At 60.8% G+C, this 18971-nt stretch carries 23 protein-coding genes and 1 tRNA gene; 18 read left to right on the plus strand and 6 right to left on the minus strand.

The features are described from left to right. The first annotated feature begins 93 nt into the window (after positions 1-93). From AC1DNK_RS02960 to AC1DNK_RS02980, 5 genes are all read left to right on the plus strand, one after another. A complete protein-coding gene (locus tag AC1DNK_RS02960) occupies positions 94-543 on the plus strand; it encodes a phasin (protein WP_112387659.1) in 450 nt (149 codons plus the stop codon). A 130-nt stretch (positions 544-673) separates the two neighbouring features. Continuing rightward, a tRNA-His gene (locus tag AC1DNK_RS02965) sits at positions 674-750 on the plus strand. 205 nt (positions 751-955) lie between these two features. After that, the gene (locus tag AC1DNK_RS02970; protein ID WP_112444522.1) at positions 956-1201 is read left to right on the plus strand and encodes a helix-turn-helix domain-containing protein; all 246 of its coding nucleotides are present in this window, start codon (positions 956-958) and stop codon (positions 1199-1201) included. Between the two features lie 128 nt (positions 1202-1329). Further along, positions 1330-1767 (plus strand): DUF4174 domain-containing protein, encoded by a 438-nt coding sequence (locus AC1DNK_RS02975; RefSeq protein ID WP_477939215.1) that lies wholly within the window; start codon positions 1330-1332, stop codon positions 1765-1767. Positions 1768-1795: 28 nt separating this feature from the next. Then, the gene (locus tag AC1DNK_RS02980) at positions 1796-1954 is read left to right on the plus strand and encodes a hypothetical protein (protein ID WP_310292806.1); all 159 of its coding nucleotides are present in this window, start codon (positions 1796-1798) and stop codon (positions 1952-1954) included. On the opposite strand, the gene AC1DNK_RS02985 is transcribed toward AC1DNK_RS02980, so the two are convergent. Then, the gene (locus tag AC1DNK_RS02985) at positions 1949-2830 is read right to left on the minus strand and encodes a LysR family transcriptional regulator (RefSeq protein WP_477939216.1); all 882 of its coding nucleotides are present in this window, start codon (positions 2828-2830) and stop codon (positions 1949-1951) included. The two genes, AC1DNK_RS02980 and AC1DNK_RS02985, sit on opposite strands and share 6 nt — an antisense overlap. Next, positions 2827-3141 (minus strand): putative quinol monooxygenase, encoded by a 315-nt coding sequence (locus AC1DNK_RS02990; protein WP_477939217.1) that lies wholly within the window; start codon positions 3139-3141, stop codon positions 2827-2829. Before AC1DNK_RS02990 ends, AC1DNK_RS02985 begins: the two co-directional genes overlap by 4 nt. Positions 3142-3326: 185 nt before the next feature. Between AC1DNK_RS02990 and AC1DNK_RS02995 the strand changes: the two genes are divergently transcribed. The 8 genes from AC1DNK_RS02995 to AC1DNK_RS03030 all read left to right on the plus strand — a co-directional run bounded on the left by AC1DNK_RS02995 (position 3327) and on the right by AC1DNK_RS03030 (position 11652). Continuing rightward, the gene (locus tag AC1DNK_RS02995) at positions 3327-4823 is read left to right on the plus strand and encodes a CoA-acylating methylmalonate-semialdehyde dehydrogenase (protein ID WP_477939218.1); all 1497 of its coding nucleotides are present in this window, start codon (positions 3327-3329) and stop codon (positions 4821-4823) included. Positions 4824-4997: 174 nt separating this feature from the next. Beyond that, complete coding sequence (gene rirA, locus AC1DNK_RS03000; RefSeq protein ID WP_112387664.1) at positions 4998-5477, plus strand: iron-responsive transcriptional regulator RirA; 480 nt, start codon at positions 4998-5000, stop codon at positions 5475-5477. Positions 5478-5825: 348 nt separating this feature from the next. After that, entirely contained in the window at positions 5826-7421 is a 1596-nt protein-coding gene (locus tag AC1DNK_RS03005) for an ABC transporter substrate-binding protein (protein WP_112387665.1), read from the plus strand. Positions 7422-7508: 87 nt separating this feature from the next. Beyond that, positions 7509-8513 (plus strand): ABC transporter permease subunit, encoded by a 1005-nt coding sequence (locus tag AC1DNK_RS03010; RefSeq protein WP_112387666.1) that lies wholly within the window; start codon positions 7509-7511, stop codon positions 8511-8513. 9 nt (positions 8514-8522) lie between these two features. After that, on the plus strand, positions 8523-9413 hold the full coding sequence (locus tag AC1DNK_RS03015) for an ABC transporter permease subunit (protein ID WP_112387667.1): 891 nt from the start codon (positions 8523-8525) through the stop codon (positions 9411-9413). 1 nt (position 9414) lies between these two features. Beyond that, the gene (locus AC1DNK_RS03020) at positions 9415-10254 is read left to right on the plus strand and encodes an ABC transporter ATP-binding protein (RefSeq protein WP_112387668.1); all 840 of its coding nucleotides are present in this window, start codon (positions 9415-9417) and stop codon (positions 10252-10254) included. Further along, complete coding sequence (locus AC1DNK_RS03025; RefSeq protein WP_112387669.1) at positions 10251-11084, plus strand: dipeptide ABC transporter ATP-binding protein; 834 nt, start codon at positions 10251-10253, stop codon at positions 11082-11084. The genes AC1DNK_RS03020 and AC1DNK_RS03025 overlap by 4 nt, the downstream gene beginning before the upstream one ends. A 34-nt stretch (positions 11085-11118) precedes the next feature. Next, positions 11119-11652, plus strand: coding sequence for a gluconokinase (locus AC1DNK_RS03030; RefSeq protein ID WP_477939220.1), 534 nt, complete (start codon positions 11119-11121; stop codon positions 11650-11652). On the opposite strand, the gene AC1DNK_RS03035 is transcribed toward AC1DNK_RS03030, so the two are convergent. From AC1DNK_RS03035 to AC1DNK_RS03050, 4 genes are all read right to left on the minus strand, one after another. Continuing rightward, positions 11649-12869, minus strand: a complete 1221-nt coding sequence (locus tag AC1DNK_RS03035) for a YeeE/YedE family protein (protein ID WP_477939221.1) — start codon at positions 12867-12869, stop codon at positions 11649-11651. The two genes, AC1DNK_RS03030 and AC1DNK_RS03035, sit on opposite strands and share 4 nt — an antisense overlap. Positions 12870-12993: 124 nt before the next feature. Next, positions 12994-14241, minus strand: a complete 1248-nt coding sequence (locus AC1DNK_RS03040) for an NAD(P)/FAD-dependent oxidoreductase (RefSeq protein ID WP_477939222.1) — start codon at positions 14239-14241, stop codon at positions 12994-12996. Positions 14242-14329: 88 nt separating this feature from the next. Further along, positions 14330-14818 carry an isoprenylcysteine carboxyl methyltransferase family protein gene (locus AC1DNK_RS03045; RefSeq protein WP_477939223.1) on the minus strand — a complete coding sequence of 163 codons (489 nt, stop codon included), beginning with the start codon at positions 14816-14818 and terminating at the stop codon, positions 14330-14332. Further along, positions 14818-15870, minus strand: a complete 1053-nt coding sequence (locus tag AC1DNK_RS03050; protein WP_477939224.1) for a type III polyketide synthase — start codon at positions 15868-15870, stop codon at positions 14818-14820. The genes AC1DNK_RS03045 and AC1DNK_RS03050 overlap by 1 nt, the downstream gene beginning before the upstream one ends. A 167-nt stretch (positions 15871-16037) precedes the next feature. Between AC1DNK_RS03050 and AC1DNK_RS03055 the strand changes: the two genes are divergently transcribed. The 5 genes from AC1DNK_RS03055 to AC1DNK_RS03075 all read left to right on the plus strand — a co-directional run bounded on the left by AC1DNK_RS03055 (position 16038) and on the right by AC1DNK_RS03075 (position 18870). Then, on the plus strand, positions 16038-16574 hold the full coding sequence (locus tag AC1DNK_RS03055) for a tetratricopeptide repeat protein (protein WP_310292771.1): 537 nt from the start codon (positions 16038-16040) through the stop codon (positions 16572-16574). Positions 16575-16616: 42 nt separating this feature from the next. Continuing rightward, entirely contained in the window at positions 16617-17222 is a 606-nt protein-coding gene (locus AC1DNK_RS03060; protein WP_477939226.1) for an RNA polymerase sigma factor, read from the plus strand. Then, positions 17219-18019, plus strand: a complete 801-nt coding sequence (locus tag AC1DNK_RS03065; protein WP_477939227.1) for an anti-sigma factor family protein — start codon at positions 17219-17221, stop codon at positions 18017-18019. Before AC1DNK_RS03060 ends, AC1DNK_RS03065 begins: the two co-directional genes overlap by 4 nt. A gap of 55 nt (positions 18020-18074) precedes the next feature. Further along, positions 18075-18614, plus strand: coding sequence for a hypothetical protein (locus AC1DNK_RS03070; protein ID WP_477939229.1), 540 nt, complete (start codon positions 18075-18077; stop codon positions 18612-18614). A gap of 94 nt (positions 18615-18708) precedes the next feature. Then, positions 18709-18870 (plus strand): DUF1328 domain-containing protein, encoded by a 162-nt coding sequence (locus AC1DNK_RS03075; RefSeq protein ID WP_112387679.1) that lies wholly within the window; start codon positions 18709-18711, stop codon positions 18868-18870. The last annotated feature ends 101 nt before the right edge of the window (positions 18871-18971 follow it).

Below are 18971 nucleotides of genomic sequence, written 5' to 3' on the forward strand. Positions count from 1 at the left end.
ACAATTATGTTGCAATGCACAATAAGTTGGTCTATATAAGCTCTATCCAAACTAAAGGGCGTCAAACGCCCGGACTCAAGGAGCTCGCATCCAATGGCTACCATAAAGACCGACGACGTTTTTTCAATGGCCGCATTCGACCCGTCCAAGTTCGCAGAATCGTTCCGCGATTTTGCTGAAAAGGGCGCTCAGCAGTCGCGCGAAGCCTATAGCAAGATCAAGTCCGCTGGCGAAGACGCCGGCAAGACGCTTGAAGCCACCGTTCAGACGGCACAGGCCGGCAGCGTTGAGATCGGCCTCAAGGCTATCGATGCGCTCCGCACCAATGCCGAAAACTCTCTCTCGCACATGGAAGCGCTTCTTGGCGTCAAGTCGGTTGCTGAGTTCTTCGAACTCCAGACCACCTTCTTCCGCAAGCAGGCAGAGCTGACCGTCGAGCAGGCGAAGTCGATGCAGGAAACCTCCAAGCAGGTTGCCGAAAAGCTCGCAAAGCCTTCCAAGGAAGCCGCCGAAAAGGTCATGGCATCCTTCAAGGCTGCCTGATCGATTTCGGGCACATAGAACAAAAGGCTGGACGCTTCGTCCGGCCTTTTTGTACATTGAGGGGAGATAGGGCTTGAATTAATTTTCAAGTCCTCGTATGTGACCCCCGTCGCGCCGAGCGCGGCATTGTGCGGTTGTAGCTCAGTTGGTTAGAGCGCAGGTTTGTGGCACCTGAGGTCGGAGGTTCGAGACCCCCCAACCGTACCATTCTTCCTTCTATATATGATCCCGAAGCGGACCCTGAAGCACAGCAGGGACCATCACATTCTACCGGTCTTGCCGTCCGGGCCCGTCCGCCTATCTACCCGTACCGGCACAGGTAAACTTTCTCTTATATTGCGTTGCAAAATGTGAGCGGCAGTGCCATTTTGTGCCGGGGGTTACTTCAGAGCTGCTTATCGAAGGAGACTTCATGTCCATTTCTCTCAACAATCTGGATGAATCCAAGGCGACTGTGGTGTCTGCGATCAACGTCGCGGCCGAGGTCAAGACTGCGCGCGAAGCCGTTGGCTACAGCATCGACGATCTGGCGGTGACCTGTGGTCTCGTGCCGAGTGAAATTACGGAAATTGAAAATGGGGAAAACGCCGACCCCGCAAAGCTCAAGCGCATTGCCGCTGCCTTGCAGGTCCCGTTGTCTGCCTTCGTTCCGATGTAACTGACGCAGGAACGAACTAAAAAGCCGGTCGATCTGACCGGCTTTTTTCATTTCAGGGGCATGGTTCCATTGCACCATGGAACCGTCCGATCCTCCCAGCCGTTCTATCAGCGGACGGGAGAACGAGAATGTCGAAGACGCTTCTATATGGCGCGACCAAGGTCGATGAGACGAACGCCGCCTATGCGGCAATCGAAAGCCTTTCGCAATTTCAGTGGAAGAACCGCGTTCTGGTGATCTTCTCGGACAGCGACAACAGCCGCGCCGCCCGCCAGGAAAACCAGCTGCTTGCCGATCGTCCGGCGCTCGAAGAGCGCGACATGATTGTCCTCAAGGTGTCAGGCAACGCGGTGAGGGCCGTCTTCGGCTCGGCGGAACCGGTCGATGCCGGCGCATTGCGCGACGTGCTCGACGCACCTGATACCGGCACCTTTCACGCGGCGCTAATCGGCAAGGATGGCACGGTGAAGCTCAAGGTCAGCGAGCCGGTGAGCAATGGTGAGCTATTCGCCATTATCGACAGCATGCCGATGCGCGCTGCCGAATCCATGAAGCCGGAACATTGAAATCAACACGAGACGGAAGGAGCAGGATATGTCCGTACCCAACGAACCTATCCCCGATCAGCCGCCGATGCCGGGACCCGGCTGGATGCCGGAGCCGCCGATCAAGGAGCCGGAACCCGACAGGCTTCCCGACGAGGCCCCGAACCCCAATCCGGATGAGAACGAAGAGCCGGCGAAGCATCTATAGAAAGATGTGCCGCTCGGCACTGACCAGTTCCTGCAGGAAACCCGAGACGGTGCGCACGCGAACGAGTTCGCGGGCGCTTTCGTGGAATGTCGTCCAATAGGCACGGCGGATCGACGTATCGGGCAGGATGCGGACGAGTTCCTTGTGCTGTCGGGCGATATAGTCATGCAGGATGCCGATCCCCGCGCCGGAAAGCACCGCCTCCGTCTGCCCCGTCGCCGAGGAAATCTCGAAGGCCGCATCCCAGTTGCGCATCACTTCACCGGTGAAGTTCAGCGACTGCGAGAAAAGCAGATCTTCGACGTAGCCGATCCGCCTGTGCTGCTTCAGAGCCTCTGCATCTGCGGGCAGGCCGTTCTGCGCCGCGTAGCTTTTCGATGCGTAGAGACCAAGCGTATAGTCGGTCAGCTTCGCCGAAATCAACCGGCCCTGTTCCGGCCGCTCGAGCGTAATGGCGATGTCCGCCTCGCGCTGCGACAGCGAGAAGGATCGGGGCACCGGCACCAGCTGGATCTTCAGTTCCGGATGCCGCTCGATCAGCCGCCCCATGCGCGGCGCCAGGAATGAGACGCCGAAACCATCGGGCGCACCGACGCGCACGGTACCGGCGATTGCTGTATCCGTCCGGCCGAGATTGGCCTGCGCTGCCAGCATCTCGGTTTCCATCCGCTCCGCCGACGACAGGAAGATCTCGCCCTCCGCAGTCAGTTCGCAGCCATTGGTGCGGCGAATGAAGAGCCGCGTCTTCAAAGCTTCCTCCAGCGACGTCAGCCGCCTGGACAGCGTTGCGTGGTTCAGCCCAAGCCGCTTCGACGCGGCAAGGATCTGCCCGGTGCGGGCAACGGCGAGGAAGATGCGGACGTCGTCCCAGTTCATGGCTTGCTGCACATGATGATCGGCTCGACGTCGAGAAGCGTCAGCGACGTCACCATTCCCGCCGTCCCGGTCTTGTATTTCAGGAAATGCGGCGCCCGAAGATGGGCCTCGTAGGCTTCCTGGCTGGCATAGACCTCGAGGATACGGATCTTGTTCGGACTGCCCTTGATCGCTACCGCGTTCAGCGACAGGACACCCTCTTCGGCGGCAACCGATGCCGCAATCTCCTCGGCGAGCAATGCGCGGTAGGTCTCGAGATGCTGGGGATCGACCTCGATCTCGGCCATTCTGACGATACGATTTTCACTCATCGCTCACTCGCCTCCTCTGGGATGCCGGTTGCCAATGCAGAAGCGGACCTATCTATCGTTCACAAGGCCGCTTTCCAGTCTTGTAACTTCAATTTACGCACAACGGTTGCTTATCCCAGCTCATTGATTTGTGCAAATTGAAGTGCGATTGTTTGCCATCGAGAAAAATACAGGAGGAGCACTTCATGCGTCAGATCGGACATTTCATCGGCGGCAAGCAGGTCGCGGGTACCAGCGGCCGCACCAGCAACGTCTACAACCCGGCAACCGGCGAAGTGCAGGCTACCGTCGCGCTCGCCAGCGATGCCGAACTGGACGCAGCGGTTCAGAACGCCAAGGCTGCCCAGCCGAAGTGGGCTGCAACCAACCCGCAGCGCCGCGCCCGCGTGTTCATGAAGTTCGTGCAGCTTCTCAATGAGAACATGAACGAGCTCGCCGAACTGCTCTCCAAGGAACACGGCAAGACGATCGAAGACTCCAAGGGCGATCTCATTCGCGGCCTCGAAGTCTGCGAGTTCGTCATCGGCATTCCGCACCTTGCCAAAAGCGAGTTCACCGAAGGCGCCGGCCCGAATATCGACATGTATTCGATCCGCCAGGCTGTCGGCATCGGCGCCGGCATCACCCCATTCAACTTCCCGGCCATGATCCCGATGTGGATGTTCGCCCCCGCGATCGCCTGCGGCAACGCCTTCATCCTGAAGCCGTCGGAGCGTGATCCGTCCGTGCCGATCCGTCTTGCCGAACTGATGATCGAAGCAGGCCTGCCTGCCGGCATCCTCAACGTCGTCAACGGTGACAAGGGCGCGGTCGACGCGATCCTGACGCATCCGGATATCTCGGCCGTTTCCTTTGTCGGCTCCACGCCGATCGCCCGCTACGTCTATGGCACGGCTGCCCAGAACGGCAAGCGCGCCCAGTGCTTCGGCGGCGCCAAGAACCATATGATCATCATGCCCGATGCCGATCTCGATCAGGCTGCGAATGCACTGATGGGCGCAGGCTACGGCTCCGCCGGCGAGCGCTGCATGGCGATCTCGGTCGCTGTTCCGGTCGGCGAGGAAACCGCCAACCGTCTCATCGCCAAGCTGACCCCGATGGTCGAATCCCTGCGCATCGGCCCTTATACCGATGAGAAGGCCGATCTCGGCCCGGTCGTTACCAAGGAAGCCCAGGCGCGCATCATGGGCCTGATCAACAAGGGTGTCGATGAAGGCGCAAAGCTCGTCGTCGATGGCCGCAACTTCAAGCTCCAGGGCTACGAAGACGGCTATTTCGTCGGCGGCTGCCTGTTCGACAACGTCACGCCCGACATGGATATCTACAAGACCGAAATCTTCGGACCGGTCCTGTCGGTTGTCCGCGCCAAGAACTACGAGGAAGCCCTCGACCTGCCGATGAAGCATGAATACGGCAACGGCGTTGCGATCTACACCCGTGATGGCGATGCGGCCCGCGACTTCGCCTCACGCATCAACATCGGCATGGTCGGCGTCAACGTTCCGATCCCGGTTCCGCTCGCCTACCATTCCTTCGGTGGCTGGAAGTCGTCCTCCTTCGGCGATCTCAACCAGCATGGCACCGACTCGATCAAGTTCTGGACCCGCACCAAGACGGTCACTAGCCGCTGGCCGTCGGGCATCAAGGACGGCGCCGAGTTCGTCATGCCGACGATGAAGTAAAGCGCATCATCCTGGAAGACTTGGAAAACGGGCTCCTCGGCGGGCCTGTTTTTCGTTTGAGACGATGCGGCGAGGGGCCGCATAAACGTGACTCCGATTTTCATATTTTGGAATTGTTCAAAACTATCTTACCCACTATATAGGCTTCAGCCCCATTCGAGTCAGGAGACCGGCATGCGATTGACGAAGCAGACCAACTATGCGGTTCGCATGTTGATGTATTGCGCTGCCAATGACGGACACTTGAGCCGGATCCCGGAAATCGCCAGAGCCTATGGTGTGTCCGAGCTCTTCCTTTTCAAGATTCTGCAGCCGCTCAACAAGGCCGGCCTGGTCGAAACCGTTCGCGGCCGCAATGGCGGCGTGCGTCTCGGCAAGCCGGCAGCTGACATCAGCCTGTTCGACGTGGTCCGCGTCACCGAAGACAGCTTCGCCATGGCCGAATGCTTTGAGGACGGCGCCGTCGAGTGCCCGCTGGTCGATAGCTGCGGCCTCAATTCAGCACTTCGCAAGGCGCTGAATGCCTTCTTCGACGTATTGACCGAATACTCGATCGACGACCTCGTCAAGGCGCGCCCGCAGATCAATTTCCTGCTCGGCATCACCGGCGAGCAGCCTTATCGCAAGGCGGCGATACCCGCTCCGGCTGCTTAATATTTGAATAGTCGAAAGTCATCATGAAGCCATGGCTACCCTCGGTAGCCGTGGCTTTTTAGTTCCGGCTCACGCAGTGTTGATATATCACAGCGCGTTGAAACCGCTTCCAATGCCGTCCACAGACGCGAATTTATACCAAATGCGACAGAATCGCGGTCGAATGTGCCTCAATCTTGCAAATTCAGGCCTATTTTTGACCGAAAATTTCTAAAGTTGTTTTTCTGGAAAAATTTTCTGCCTACGCCGTTGCTTTCAGCAAATAAATATCGTTCCATCGGCCCGCTGATCGGGATAACTAGCGCCGATCTCCAAAGATCAAAAAGAACAAACCTGGGAAACAACATCATGAAAAAGTTCTCTGTCCTGCTGGCAGCGACTGCCCTGGCTTCCGTCATGGCCACCGCCGCCTACTCCAAGACGCTTGTCTATTGCTCTGAGGGATCGCCGGAAGGCTTCGATCCGAGCCTCTACACCGCAGGCACGACCTTTGACGCTTCCTCGCGTACGGTTTACAGCCGTCTCGTCGAGTTCAAGCATGGCGGTACGGAGATCGAGCCGGGCGTCGCCGACAGCTGGACCGTCTCTGACGACGGCAAGGAATACACCTTCAAGCTGCATCCGGGCGTCAAGTTCCAGACCACCGACTTCTTCACACCGACCCGCGACCTGAACGCCGACGACGTCGTCTTCTCGTTCGAGCGCCAGCTGCGCGCTGACAATCCGTGGAACAAGTATGTCGAAGGCGGTTCCTACGAATACGCTGCCGGCATGGGCTTCCCGGATCTCGTCAAGTCGATCGAAAAGGTTGACGACCTGACCGTCAAGTTCACCCTGAACCGTCCGGAAGCGCCGTTCCTGGCCGATCTCGCCATGGACTTCGCATCGATCGTTTCCAAGGAATATGCCGACAAGCTCGCTGCTGACGGCAAGATGGCTCAGCTGAACCAGCAGCCGCTCGGCACCGGTCCGTTCACCTTCGTTGCCTACCAGCCGGATGCCGTCATCCGCTACAAGGCCAACGAAACCTACTTCAAGGGCAAGGAAAAGATCGACGATCTCGTGTTCGCGATCACCACCGACGCTTCGGTTCGCGCTCAGAAGCTGAAGGCCGGCGAATGCCACATCCTTCCTTACCCGAACGCAGCTGACGTTTCCGAGCTGAAGAAGGACGAGAACCTGACCGTTCTCGAACAGCCGGGCCTGAACATCGGCTTCCTCGCCTACAACACGCAGATGGCCCCGTTCGACAAGCCGGAAGTTCGCCGCGCTCTGAACATGGCGATCAACAAGCAGGCGATCGTTGACGCCGTCTTCCAGGGCGCCGCAACCGTTGCCAAGAACCCGATCCCGCCGACGATGTGGTCGTACAATGATGCCGTCGTTGACGACAAGTACGATCCGGAAGGCTCGAAGAAGGCCCTCGAAGCTGCAGGCGTCAAGGATCTTTCGATGAAGATCTGGGCAATGCCGGTTTCGCGTCCTTACATGCTGAACGCACGCCGCGCAGCTGAACTGATGCAGGCCGACTTCGCCAAGGCTGGCGTCAAGGTCGAAATCGTCACCCATGAATGGGCCGAATACCTGAAGCTCTCCTCCGATGTGAAGCGTGATGGCGCCGTCATCCTCGGCTGGACCGGCGATAACGGTGACCCGGACAACTTCATGGACACGCTGCTCGGCTGCACCGCTGTTGGCGGCAACAACCGCGCTCAATGGTGCAACAAGGACTACGACGATCTGATGAAGAAGGCCAAGCAGACGGCCGACGTCGCAGAACGTACGAAGCTCTATGAGCAGGCTCAGCTGATCTTCAAGAAGGAAGCTCCTTGGGCAACGATCGACCACTCTGTCGTCTTCGTTCCGATGAGCAAGAAGGTCACGGGCTTCCACATGGACCCGCTCGGCATCCACCGCTTCGACGGCGTGGACATTTCCGAATAATAGAAAATCTGTAAACTGTCCGGTGAAAGCCGGGCTTGGCCGGCGGTCGGGATCATCCTGACCGCCGGAAACTATTGGACACCTGCCATGTTACGTTTCTTCATCGGCCGCCTTGCGGTGCTGATCCCAACGTTCCTCGGCGTTTCGCTCATCGCCTTTTCGTTTATCCGCCTGCTACCGGGCGACCCCGTCATGCTGTTGTCGGGCGAACGAGTCATGGCGCCTGAACGTCACGCCCAGATCATGCATGATCTCGGCTTCGACAGGCCGATGTATGTGCAGTATTTCGATTACCTCGGTAAGGTCTTGCACGGCGATCTCGGAACCTCGATCGTTACCAAGCGCCCGGTTCTCGGCGAATTCTTCACACTGTTCCCGGCCACGCTCGAGCTGTCGCTCTGCGCCATCATTCTGGCGGCCGCACTCGGCATTCCCGCTGGTGTCTTCGCCGCGGTCAAACGAGGGACGTGGTTCGACCAGAGCGTGATGGGCGTCGCCCTCATCGGCTATTCGATGCCGATCTTCTGGTGGGGCCTGCTGCTCGTCATCTTCTTCTCCGGCTATCTCGGCTGGACCCCCGTTTCGGGCCGCATCTCGCTGATGTATTTCTTCAAGCCGGTCACCGGCTTCATGCTGATCGACAGTCTGCTGTCCGGCCAGGCCGGCGCCTTCAAGTCCGCCGTCAGCTATCTCATCCTGCCGACCATCGTTCTCGCCACGATCCCGCTTGCGGTCATCGCGCGCCAGACGCGTTCGGCAATGCTCGAAGTGCTTGGCGAAGACTATGTGCGCACGGCACGCTCCAAGGGCCTGAAGCCCCTGCGCGTCGTCGGCGTTCATGCGCTGCGCAACGCCATGATCCCCGTTATCACCACGATCGGCCTGCAGGTCGGCGTGCTCCTGGCAGGCGCGATCCTCACCGAGACGATCTTCTCCTGGCCGGGTATCGGCAAGTGGATGGTCGATGCGGTGTTCAAGCGTGACTATGCGGTCGTCCAGGGTGGTCTCTTGCTGATCGCCGGCATCATCATGCTGGTCAATCTGCTCGTCGATGTCACCTATGGCTTTATCAACCCGCGTATTCGTCATTAGGAGCGGCTCATGAGCACGGTAAGCACAAAAACCGGCCAGCCATCCGTCCTTGCGGAGTTCTGGTACTATTTCTCGCGAAACAAGGGCGCCGTCATCGGCCTCTTCATCTTCCTCTTCATCCTGGTCATAGCCATCGGCGCACCGATCGTCGCGCCGCATGCCCCTGATGAGCAGAACCGCCAGCTGCTGCTGTCGGTGCCGTTCTGGATGGACGGCGGCAGCTTCACCTATCCGCTCGGCACTGATGCCGTCGGCCGTGATATCCTGTCGCGTCTGATCTATGGCGCACGTTTCTCGCTGTTCATCGGCGTCGTCGTCGTCACTCTGTCGGTTGTCGCTGGCGTGCTGATTGGCCTTGTTGCCGGCTATTTCCGTGGCCGCGTCGATATCGTCATCATGCGCCTGATGGACATCATCCTGGCCTTCCCGTCGCTGCTGCTCGCCCTCGTGCTGGTCGCAGTCCTCGGCCCGGGTCTCACCAATGCGATGATCGCCATCTCGATCGTCAACCAGCCGCATTTCGTCCGCCTGACGCGTGCTGCCGTCATGAGTGAGCGCGAGAAGGAATATGTCGTAGCTTCCCGCGTTGCCGGTGCCGGCACGCTGCGGCTGATGTTCAAGACCATCCTGCCGAACTGCCTGGCTTCGCTGATCGTTCAGGCAACGCTTGCCTTCTCGGCGGCCATCCTCGACGCAGCCGCCCTCGGCTTCCTCGGCATGGGCGCACAGCCGCCGACACCCGAATGGGGTACGATGCTTGCCGAAGCGCGTGAATTCATCCAGCGCGCCTGGTGGGTGGTCACTTTCCCGGGTCTGGCGATCCTCATCACCGTTGTTGCCATCAACCTCATGGGTGACGGCCTGCGTGATGCGCTCGACCCCAAGCTGAAGAGGTCCTGATATGGCACTTCTCGAAATCGAAAATCTCGTCGTCGAGTTTCAGACGTCGACAGGTGCTTTCCGCGCCGTGGACGGCGTCTCGCTGAAGGTCGATCCGGGCGAAGTTCTCGCTATCGTCGGCGAATCCGGTTCCGGCAAGTCGGTCTCGATGCTGGCTGCCATGGGCCTTCTGCCCTGGACCGCCAAGGTCACCGCCGACAAGATGGTCTTTGACGGCCAGAACCTGCTCGGCATGTCCGGCGCCCAGCGCCGCCAGATCATCGGCAAGGACATGTCGATGATCTTCCAGGAACCGATCGCCAGCCTCAATCCGTGCTTCACGGTGGGCTTCCAGATCGAGGAAGTTCTGAAGATCCACCTCGGCCTCGATAAGGCCGCGCGCCGCAAGCGTGCGATCGAACTGTTCGAAGCTGTCGGTATTCCGAACCCGGCGGAGCGGCTCAACCACTTCCCGCACCAGATGTCGGGTGGCCAGTGCCAGCGCGTCATGATCGCCATCGCGATCGCCTGCAATCCGAAGCTCCTGATCGCCGACGAGCCGACCACCGCGCTCGACGTGACGATCCAGAAGCAGATCCTCGATCTCTTGATGCGTCTGCAGCGTGAGCACGGCATGGGCCTGATCATGATCACCCACAACATGGGCGTGGTCGCTGAGACGGCCGATCGTGTCATCGTTCAGTACAAGGGCCGCAAGATGGAAGAGGCCGACGTCCTGTCGCTCTTCGAAGCGCCGAAGAGCGATTATACCCGCGCTCTGCTCGCCGCTCTTCCAGACAACGCCACCGGTGATCGCCTGCCGACCATCGGCGAGCTTTTCAATCAGGGAGCGGCACAATGACGCCAGTCCTCGAAGCCAAGAATATCGTCCGCGACTACTATCTCCCGGGCGGCCTCTTCAAGCAGGCAAAGACCGTTCATGCCGTCAAGGGCGTGAGCTTCAAGGTCGAGCAGGGCAAGACGCTGGCAATCGTCGGCGAAAGCGGCTGCGGCAAGTCCACGCTTGCCCGTATTGTCACGATGATCGACCCTGCCACGGCGGGCGAACTGATGATCGACGGCAAGAAGGTCGATATCGCCGCCGGCGATCTGACGCCGGAAATCCGCCGCAAGGTTCAGATCGTTTTCCAGAACCCCTATGGTTCGCTGAACCCGCGCAAGAAGATTGGCGACATCCTGATGGAGCCGCTGATCATCAACACCAAGACGCCCGCTGCCGAACGGCAGGAACTGGCGATGGCGATGTTGAAAAAGGTCGGTCTCCAGGAGATCCACTTCAACCGCTATCCGCACATGTTCTCCGGCGGCCAGCGTCAGCGTATCGCCATCGCGCGTGCGTTGATGCTGAACCCGCGGCTTCTGGTTCTCGATGAGCCGGTCTCGGCCCTCGACCTCTCGGTGCAGGCACAGGTGCTGAACCTGCTCGCCGACCTGCAGGACGAGTTGAACCTGACTTACGTCTTCATCAGCCACGACCTCTCGGTCGTTCGCTACATGGCAGACGACGTGATGGTGATGTATTTCGGCGAAGCCGTCGAATACGGTAGCCGCGATCAGGTCTTCAGCGATCCGCAACACAGCTATACCAAGACGCTGTTTGCGGCGACGCCGCGGGCCGATGTCGAAACCATCCGGGCGCGTCTGGCCCGCAAGGCTGCTGCTGCCTCCTGAGGCATAAAAATAGCCGGAACACAGAGGATCAGAGATGCCGGAGAATGACCGCAAGCCCCATGCCATCATCGTCATGGGCGTCAGCGGCTCCGGCAAATCCTCGATCGGCGAGAAACTGGCGGAGGCGTTGAGCCTCCGTTTCGTTGAAGGCGATGCACTGCATCCGCGCTACAATGTCGAGAAGATGTCGAAGGGCATTCCGCTCACCGACGAGGACCGCATGCCCTGGCTGGATGTGATCGGCCAGACGATCAAGTCCGCGCTCTCAGAAGGCGAGGGTGTCATCGTTTCCTGTTCGGCGCTGAAGCGCATCTACCGCGAACGGCTTCGCAGTGCTGCCGGCGGCAATCTCTTTTTCGTTTATCTGGAAGGTTCGAAGGAACTGCTGATGGACCGCATGGGCCATCGCACCGGCCACTTCATGCCGGCATCGCTCTTGGAAAGCCAGCTTGCAACGCTTGAGGTTCCGACCGGCGAACCCGGTGTCGTCACCGTCGATATCGACGGCACGGTCGACGCGATCGCGGAAGCGGCGCGAATGAAGCTCGCGCCGCTCGGTATTTCCTAGCCGTCGATGCGGCGCAGGTTCTTCTTCTCCAGGAAGAAGAACGGACGGAACTTCACGCCGACGATATTCCCCGCAAAGGCAGAGAACGCCCAGAGGTAGCCATGCAGGCTGCCGGATGCGATCCCGGAGAAATAGGCGCCGATATTGCAGCCATAGGCGATGCGCGCCCCATAGCCCAGCAGCAGACCGCCGACGACAGCGGCAACGACCGAGCGCAGCGGAATATCCCAACTCGGCGAGAAACGGCCGGCGAGCGAGGAGGCCAGCATCGCGCCGGCAATAATGCCGAAATCCATGACCGAGGTGATATCGGCAAAGACGCTGTCGGAAAGCGCCTTTGCATTGGCAGGCGTCTGCCAGTAGGCCCAGGCGGTCGGATCGATGCCGAGCAGCAGCGCACCCTTCGCACCCCAGAGCGCAAAGGCCGACGTGATACCCCACGGACGGCCAGCGATGGCCAGCGTCAGGAAGTTCAGCAGCGCCAGTGCCACCGCACCGAGGACGAGCGGCCAGGGACCACGCAGGAAGCGCGAAAGGCCCTGGCGCGGCGAGGGGGCTGGTTGCTCGAGCGAGCCGTGCCAGCGCTTCTCGACGATGACGCTGATCCAGGCGACGGCTGCGAAGATCGCCAGCGATACTGCGATACCGCCCACAGCGCCGAAGCTCTGCACCAGCGAGGTCGGCGGCAGCGACGGCAGGCTCACCCACCAGTCGAAATTGACCGTGCCGAGCACCGAACCGATGATGAAGAACAGCAGCGTGATCAGCATGCGGGCGTTGCCGCCACCGGCGGTGAACAGCGTGCCGGAAGCGCAACCGCCGCCGAGCTGCATGCCGATGCCGAACATGAAGGAGCCGACGATAACGCCGAGACCGGCCGGCGAAACCGAGCCTTTCACTTCATGGCCGAACAGCGTGCCGCTTGCCAGGAACGGGAAGAACAGCACGACGGCGATCGCAAGCAGGATCATCTGCACCCGCAAGCCCCGGCCGCGCCCATCGAGGATCAGCACGCGCCAGGCGGAGGTGAAGCCGAAGGCGGCATGGTAGAGCGCGATACCGAGAGCGCCGCCGACGAGGAAGAGGGCGCCTTGTGCCGGTCCGTAGAAATAACCGAGCAGCAGGGTGCCAAGAACGAGCACGATGATCGAGCCGAGCCCCGGCGTGCCGAGCGACGGCTCCTTGATGCCGGGGATGCTGGGTGAAGCGATAGACATGGGGTTCTCCTGAAATTCTAGCGCAATACTAGAACTTCAGGTGCTGGTTTTGGAGGAATCCCATTTCCTGAAAAGCCCCTGATGCGGATTCATCTGGCGGAAAAAGGCCAGTCTGCGCAAGTGCTTAAGGATTGAAACGCTGCGGCGAGTAGGCTGAGATATCGATAAACGGTTTTTCGCCGGTCATCAGCTCCGCCAGCACTCTGCCGGTGACCGGTCCGAGTGTCAGCCCGTGATGCGCATGGCCGAAGGCAAACCATAATCCATTATGCCGTGGCGCCTTGCCGATGATGGGCATCATGTCAGGCGTGCAGGGGCGCGCGCCCATCCAGGGTTCGGGGTCCAGCCGCTCGCCGAGCGGGAAGATCGTGCGCGCCACCCTCTCGGCGCGGTCAAGCTGCACCGGCGTTTTCGGGGCGTCGAGCGTCGCAAATTCCGCACCCGTCGTCAGGCGGATGCCCTTGTTCATCGGCGCCAGGAAGTAGCCGCGCTCGGCATCCAGTGTCCAGTTGTTGAGAACGGCATTGCCCTGCGCGGAGTAATGCATGTGGTAGCCGCGTTTGACGCCGAGCGGGAAGGAATAGCCGAGCCGCTTGGTCGCGACCTCGGCCCAGGGACCAAGTGCCAGCACCGCATCATCTGCATCGAGCGGGCCTTCTGCCGTGGAGATGCGCCAACCCGAGGCTGCCTGTCCGAGCGAGTTTGCATCGCCGCTGACGAAACGGCCGCCGATGCTTTCGAAATAGGCGCAGTAAGCCGCCGTCAGCGCATGCGGATCGAGAACCGACCACGGATCGCGCCAGCGCAGGCCGCCGGTGAAGTTCTGGATCAGGCCCGGCTCGATGCGCGCGACATCGGCTGAACTCAACTTGTCGTACTCGACGCCGAATTCCCGTTCCCAGAGTGCGGCTTCGGCAATCGCCTGGTCGTATTTCTCGGCGGTGCGAAACACCCGCATCCAGCCATCCTTGCGGATCAGCGCTTCGGCATGCGACGCCTCAATCAGGTCCTTGTGTTCAAGCACCGAATTCTCGATCAGCGGCGCATAGGCGCGGGTGATGGCGTCGTGCCGGCGGGCATTGGAATTCCACCAGTAGCGGGCGAGGAAGGCGACCTGCTTCGGCAGCGTCTTCAGGTGATAATGCGCGTCGATGCGGTTGTTCAGCGCATAGCGCAGCAACAGCCCCACCTGCTGCGGAAAACCGTAGGGAACGACGCCCTCGCGCTGGATGAGGCCGGCATTGCCGAAGGATGTTTCGTTACCCGGTGCCTTGCGATCAACCAGCACCGCCTGCCAGCCGCGGCGTTGTAGGTGGATGGCTGTCGAAACGCCGATGATGCCGGCACCAAGCACGATTGCAGTCTTTGTCATTTTTCCTTGCAACCCAATGAGTTCCCAAGCCCGAAAATGCCCTTAGGCTGGCGATGGTGCAAATGAAAAATCGCGTTTCATTTCAATTTCATTGCCCTCTCAACGCGGCATTTTCAACGCGGATGCGAACGGCAAGCATCATGGCGTTCAAAACCGAGAACAGGATTGCGTAGGCGGGCATGCCGAAGGCAAGCGGCAGTGCGGCAATCTCGCCCGCGACGATCACATAGTTCGGATGGTTGAGGAGCTTGTAGGGACCGGCTCTGACCAGCGTCTCGCCGGGCAGAATGATGATCCGCGTCGTCCAGCGTCCCCTCAGCGTGAAGAGCACCCAGATCCGCAAGGCCTGCAGCACCAGGAAGAGTGCAAGCCAACCCGCTTGGACCGGCTTGCCGGGCGCAAGCAGCCAAAGGCCGCCAAGCCATGCCGCATGCAGGGCGACCATGTAGGCATAATGATCCGCCCCGGCCTCCCGTGCGCCGCGGGCAAAGAGGGCAAGCGTGTTCCGCTTCGCAATCAGCAGTTCCGCCAGCCGCTGCAGCGTGACGAAAGCAAGAAGCAGCAAAGAAGCGCCCATCAGCCGATCCTCCGCAAGGTCACGCAGCTTGCCGAAAAGCCCGGCCCCATGGCGATCATCGCCGCGCGCTCCGGCAGACCGGCGGCAATCGCGCGCTCCAGCACGAAAAGCACTGTCGGCGAGGACATGTTGCCGTATTCCGAAAGCACGGCGCGCTCATGGTCGAGCGAACCCTGTTCGAGCCCCAGCGTCGCTTCCATAGCACCCAGAACCTTCGTGCCGCCCGGGTGGCAGATGAAGTGGCCGATATCGGCGCGTGCCAGCCCGTTGCGAGCGAGAATGCCGTCGATCGCAGGCCCCAGTTCGCGCTCGGCGAATGGCGGCAGCGATTGCGCCAGGATGATGCCGAAGCCGGTGTCGTCGATCTTCCAGCCCATGATGTCGAGCGTATCGGGAAACAGGTGCTCGCCTGACGATTCGATCTCGGCGATGCCGCCGTCTCCGCTCCGCAGGATGCAGGCCGCAGCGCCATCGGCAAAAAGCGCTGTCGCGATGATGTTCGGCCGGGTCAGTTCGTCCAGCCGGAAAGCCAGCGTGCAGAGCTCGATCGCGACGAAGAGCACCGTCTTGCCGGACCGCACCGCCGCCAGCCGCGCAGCGATGCCAAGCCCGGAAACGCCGGCCGCACAACCAAGACCGAAGACCGGAACACGTTCGATATCGGCGCGAAATCCGAGCTGCCGTGCCAGCCGAGCATCGAGGCTCGGGGTGACGATCCCCGTCGAGGAGACGGTGACGACGCAATCAATGTCGCCTGCCTCCAGCCCGGCGCCGGCGAGAGCCTTTGCTGCCGCTTCTGCAAAGAGCTGACCGGCAACCTCCGCATAGGCGGCCATCCTGTCCGGCCAGCCGTGATTGTCCTCGAACCAGGCAAGCGGCCGGGCCGCATGGCGCTTATTGATCCCGGCATTCTCGAAAACCCCGGCGAGATGCCTGAAATCCTTGAACCGGTGCGCAAAAAGGCGGGCTGACGTCGCCGCCGCCTCGCTTTGCGTGATGATGGCTTCAGGCACGGCAGTCGCAACGCTAAGCAATGTCACCCGTTCGTTCACGGAGTTCTCCTTTATGCACCCGGCGCTGGAGAACACTACTTAGAGCCGCTTTATTCGGCCTCCCGCCGTCACGAAAAGGTGATGCGAAAAAATGAATGACCCCGCCGAATAAAATCCCGATGACCGGTGTTCTCGGTGTGCAACGTCATTTTCCTGGAGATGTTCCCATGACGACCACAACTGTCCGTATCGCTTCTCTCGTCCTCGGCGGCTTTATCGCCGCGGCAGCACTTTCCGTCCCGGTCTTCGCCGCAGGCGACGACAGCGAGACCATGCCGGTCTGCAAGAAGGGCGAGGTCTACGACAAGAAGGCCAAGAAGTGCGTGAAGCAGAGCAGCGCCAACATCACCGATGAAAACCGCACCGACTATGCCTATTCGCTGGCAAAGAGCGGCCGTTTCGATGAGGCGCTCGCCATGCTCGACACTGTCAAGGATCAGAACAACGCCGAAGTCCTGAACTACCGCGGCTATGCCACCCGCAAGCTCGGCCGCACCGATGAAGGCATTTCTTATTACCTGCAGTCTGTGAAGCTCGATCCGCAATATGCCAAGGTCCGCGAATATCTCGGCGAAGCCTATGTCATCAAGGGCCAGCTCGACATGGCCAAGGACCAGCTGGCAACGATCAAGACGATCTGCGGCACGGATTGCGAAGAATACCAGGATCTGAACGCCGCGATCATCGACCCCTCGAAAATCTGAGGATCGGCACATGGGCGAAGCCGGCTGCAAAGGATTGCTCTGATGGCGGTCGCACACGCCCCGTTTCTTGCCTATAGTCGCGAAAAATCGGAGTCGCCGGTCATCCCGGCGGCGCCGCCGAAAACAGCATGCGCGGAGGCGGCCATCGCGAGCGAAGCGGATATCAGGACGGGCCTGACGGAGCACCTCTCCCGGCTCTGGCGTTACGGTCTCGTGCTGTCGCGCAAGCGGGATGTCGCCGAGGATCTGGTGCAGCAGACCTGCGTGCGGGCGCTGGAGCGTGCCGCGCAGTTCGAGCCGGGCACCCGGCTGGACCGCTGGCTGTTTTCCATTCTCCATTCCATCTGGCTGAACGAGATCAGGGCCAGCAAGGTGCGGCAGGGCCAAGGCTTTGCCGATGCCGAGGAAACCCTGGTTTTCGATGGGGCAGGGGCGACCGAAACGCATGTCGCCGCCGCCCAGTTGCTGCGCAAGGTCGATGCCTTGCCGGAGGCCCAGCGCAGCGCCGTCTTCCTGGCCTATGTCGAAGGGCTCGCCTATCGTGAGGTCGCGGAAATCTTGAACATACCGATCGGAACCGTGATGAGCCGCCTTGCCGCCGCCCGCGCCAGGCTCTCCGCCGAAACAGCCGAAGGAGGGCGCCCATGACCAGCAATATCCGCATGCCTTCCGACGAAGAGCTGACCGCCTTTCTTGACGGCGAACTGCCGCAGCCGGAGATGGCGCGCATCGAAGCCTTGGCCAATGAAGACGAGGAAGTGGCTGCCCGCATCGAGTTCCTGGCCAATGGCAGCATGCCGTTCAGCGAAGCTTTCGCGCCGCTGCTCGACGAGGCGCCGAAGCAGAAGCTCGAGGCGATGCTTGCCGCGATCCCGGCGCCCGCTGCTATGTCTGCGAGCGCGGAGCGCTCCACCATCACCCGCCGCGGCCTCTTCGGCGCGCTCGCCGCATCGCTTGCTGTCGGCATCATCGCCGACCGCGCCTATCTCGGCATCGGCCGCAGCATCGGCAAGGACGAAGGCAGCGAGTGGCGCAGCGTCGTCGCCGAATATATCGCGCTTTATACCCCGGATACGCTGGCCGGTCCGGTGCCGCCGGCCGATGTCCAGACCGCGCAGCTTGCCCGCGTCGATGGGAAGCTTGGACTGAACCTCTCGCCTGAAACGGTGGCCTTGCCGGGCGTCGATTTCAAGCGCGCCCAGCTGCTCGAATATGACGATCATCCCCTGGCGCAGATCGCCTATCTCGATCCCGAGAGCGGGCCGATGGCGCTCTGCATCATCCGCTCTGACAAGGGGGCGAAGCAGCCCGATATCGAGGGGCGCAAGGGCATGAACGTAATCTATTGGTCGACGGCCACCCACGCCTTCATGCTGATCGGCCATGCGCCGGTCGATCGGATGCGCGAAATTGCCGATGCGGTGAGGCCAAAACTGACGGCTTGAGGCCGTCTCGCCATCTTCATGCCGGTTTTGCGTGGTTTTGCCTGAGCCTCTCCTAATGAAGGGGCGCATCAGCGTGAACTGGATCAATCGTTATATCGACGAGCCGTTGCTGGACGGCGCGGCGAGCGTGCTCAGGGCATGGCATATCCGTACCGGCCAGGCGCCGGAACGGCTGGAGCCGGTCTGGAATCTCATCGTCATCTCGCTTCTGACGGCAGGCTGCTGGTATGGGCTGTCGGGCATGCCGCTGGCGCTCAGCCTCGCGGCTCTCCTGGCGCTCGCTCTGCCGTCGCTGCGCAAGCTTCTGCGGCTGAAGAAATCCAACCCCTATGACGCCCGCCAATACAAGTCGGCCCGCGCCCGCGCGGTTTCCAAGCGCGAGGCCGAATGGTCGCTACGCATGACAGTGCTTTCGGTATCGGGCGGCCTGCCGTTTCTGGCGGGCAGCGATGATCCTGTTGGACACGCCTTCATGGCCGGCGCCTGCGTCTGGTTCGTGCTGACGGCGCCGGTCAAGTTCTATCTGGATGCCGCCGAGCCGCCGGCGCCCGATCAGGGCGACCGCGCCGAACGCGCGCTCTTCAATTTCGGCTGACAGCTCACGCGAAATCTCATTCTGAAGCGGCCGCCCATGGAACTAAGTCCTTGGGCGGCCGTTATTATGTCAGTCCAACGCATAGGAGATCGCCATGCTGTATTACGCTCTGGTATTCCTCGTCGTGGCACTGATTGCCGGCGTGCTCGGCTTCGGCGGCATTGCAGGCGCTTCGGCGTCCATCGCGCAGGTTCTTTTCTTCATATTCCTGGTTCTCTTCGTCGTCTCGCTCGTCATGCGCTTGATGCGCCGCTGACGGCAGCGAACGAACAGGATCGCATCCCGGCCCGGCGGTGAAACGCCGGGTTTTCTGTATCTTTAACAAGTGCTTGCGTGCGAAAATGACACGCCCGTCCG

This window comes from Rhizobium sp. 01N424, assembly GCF_056399485.1.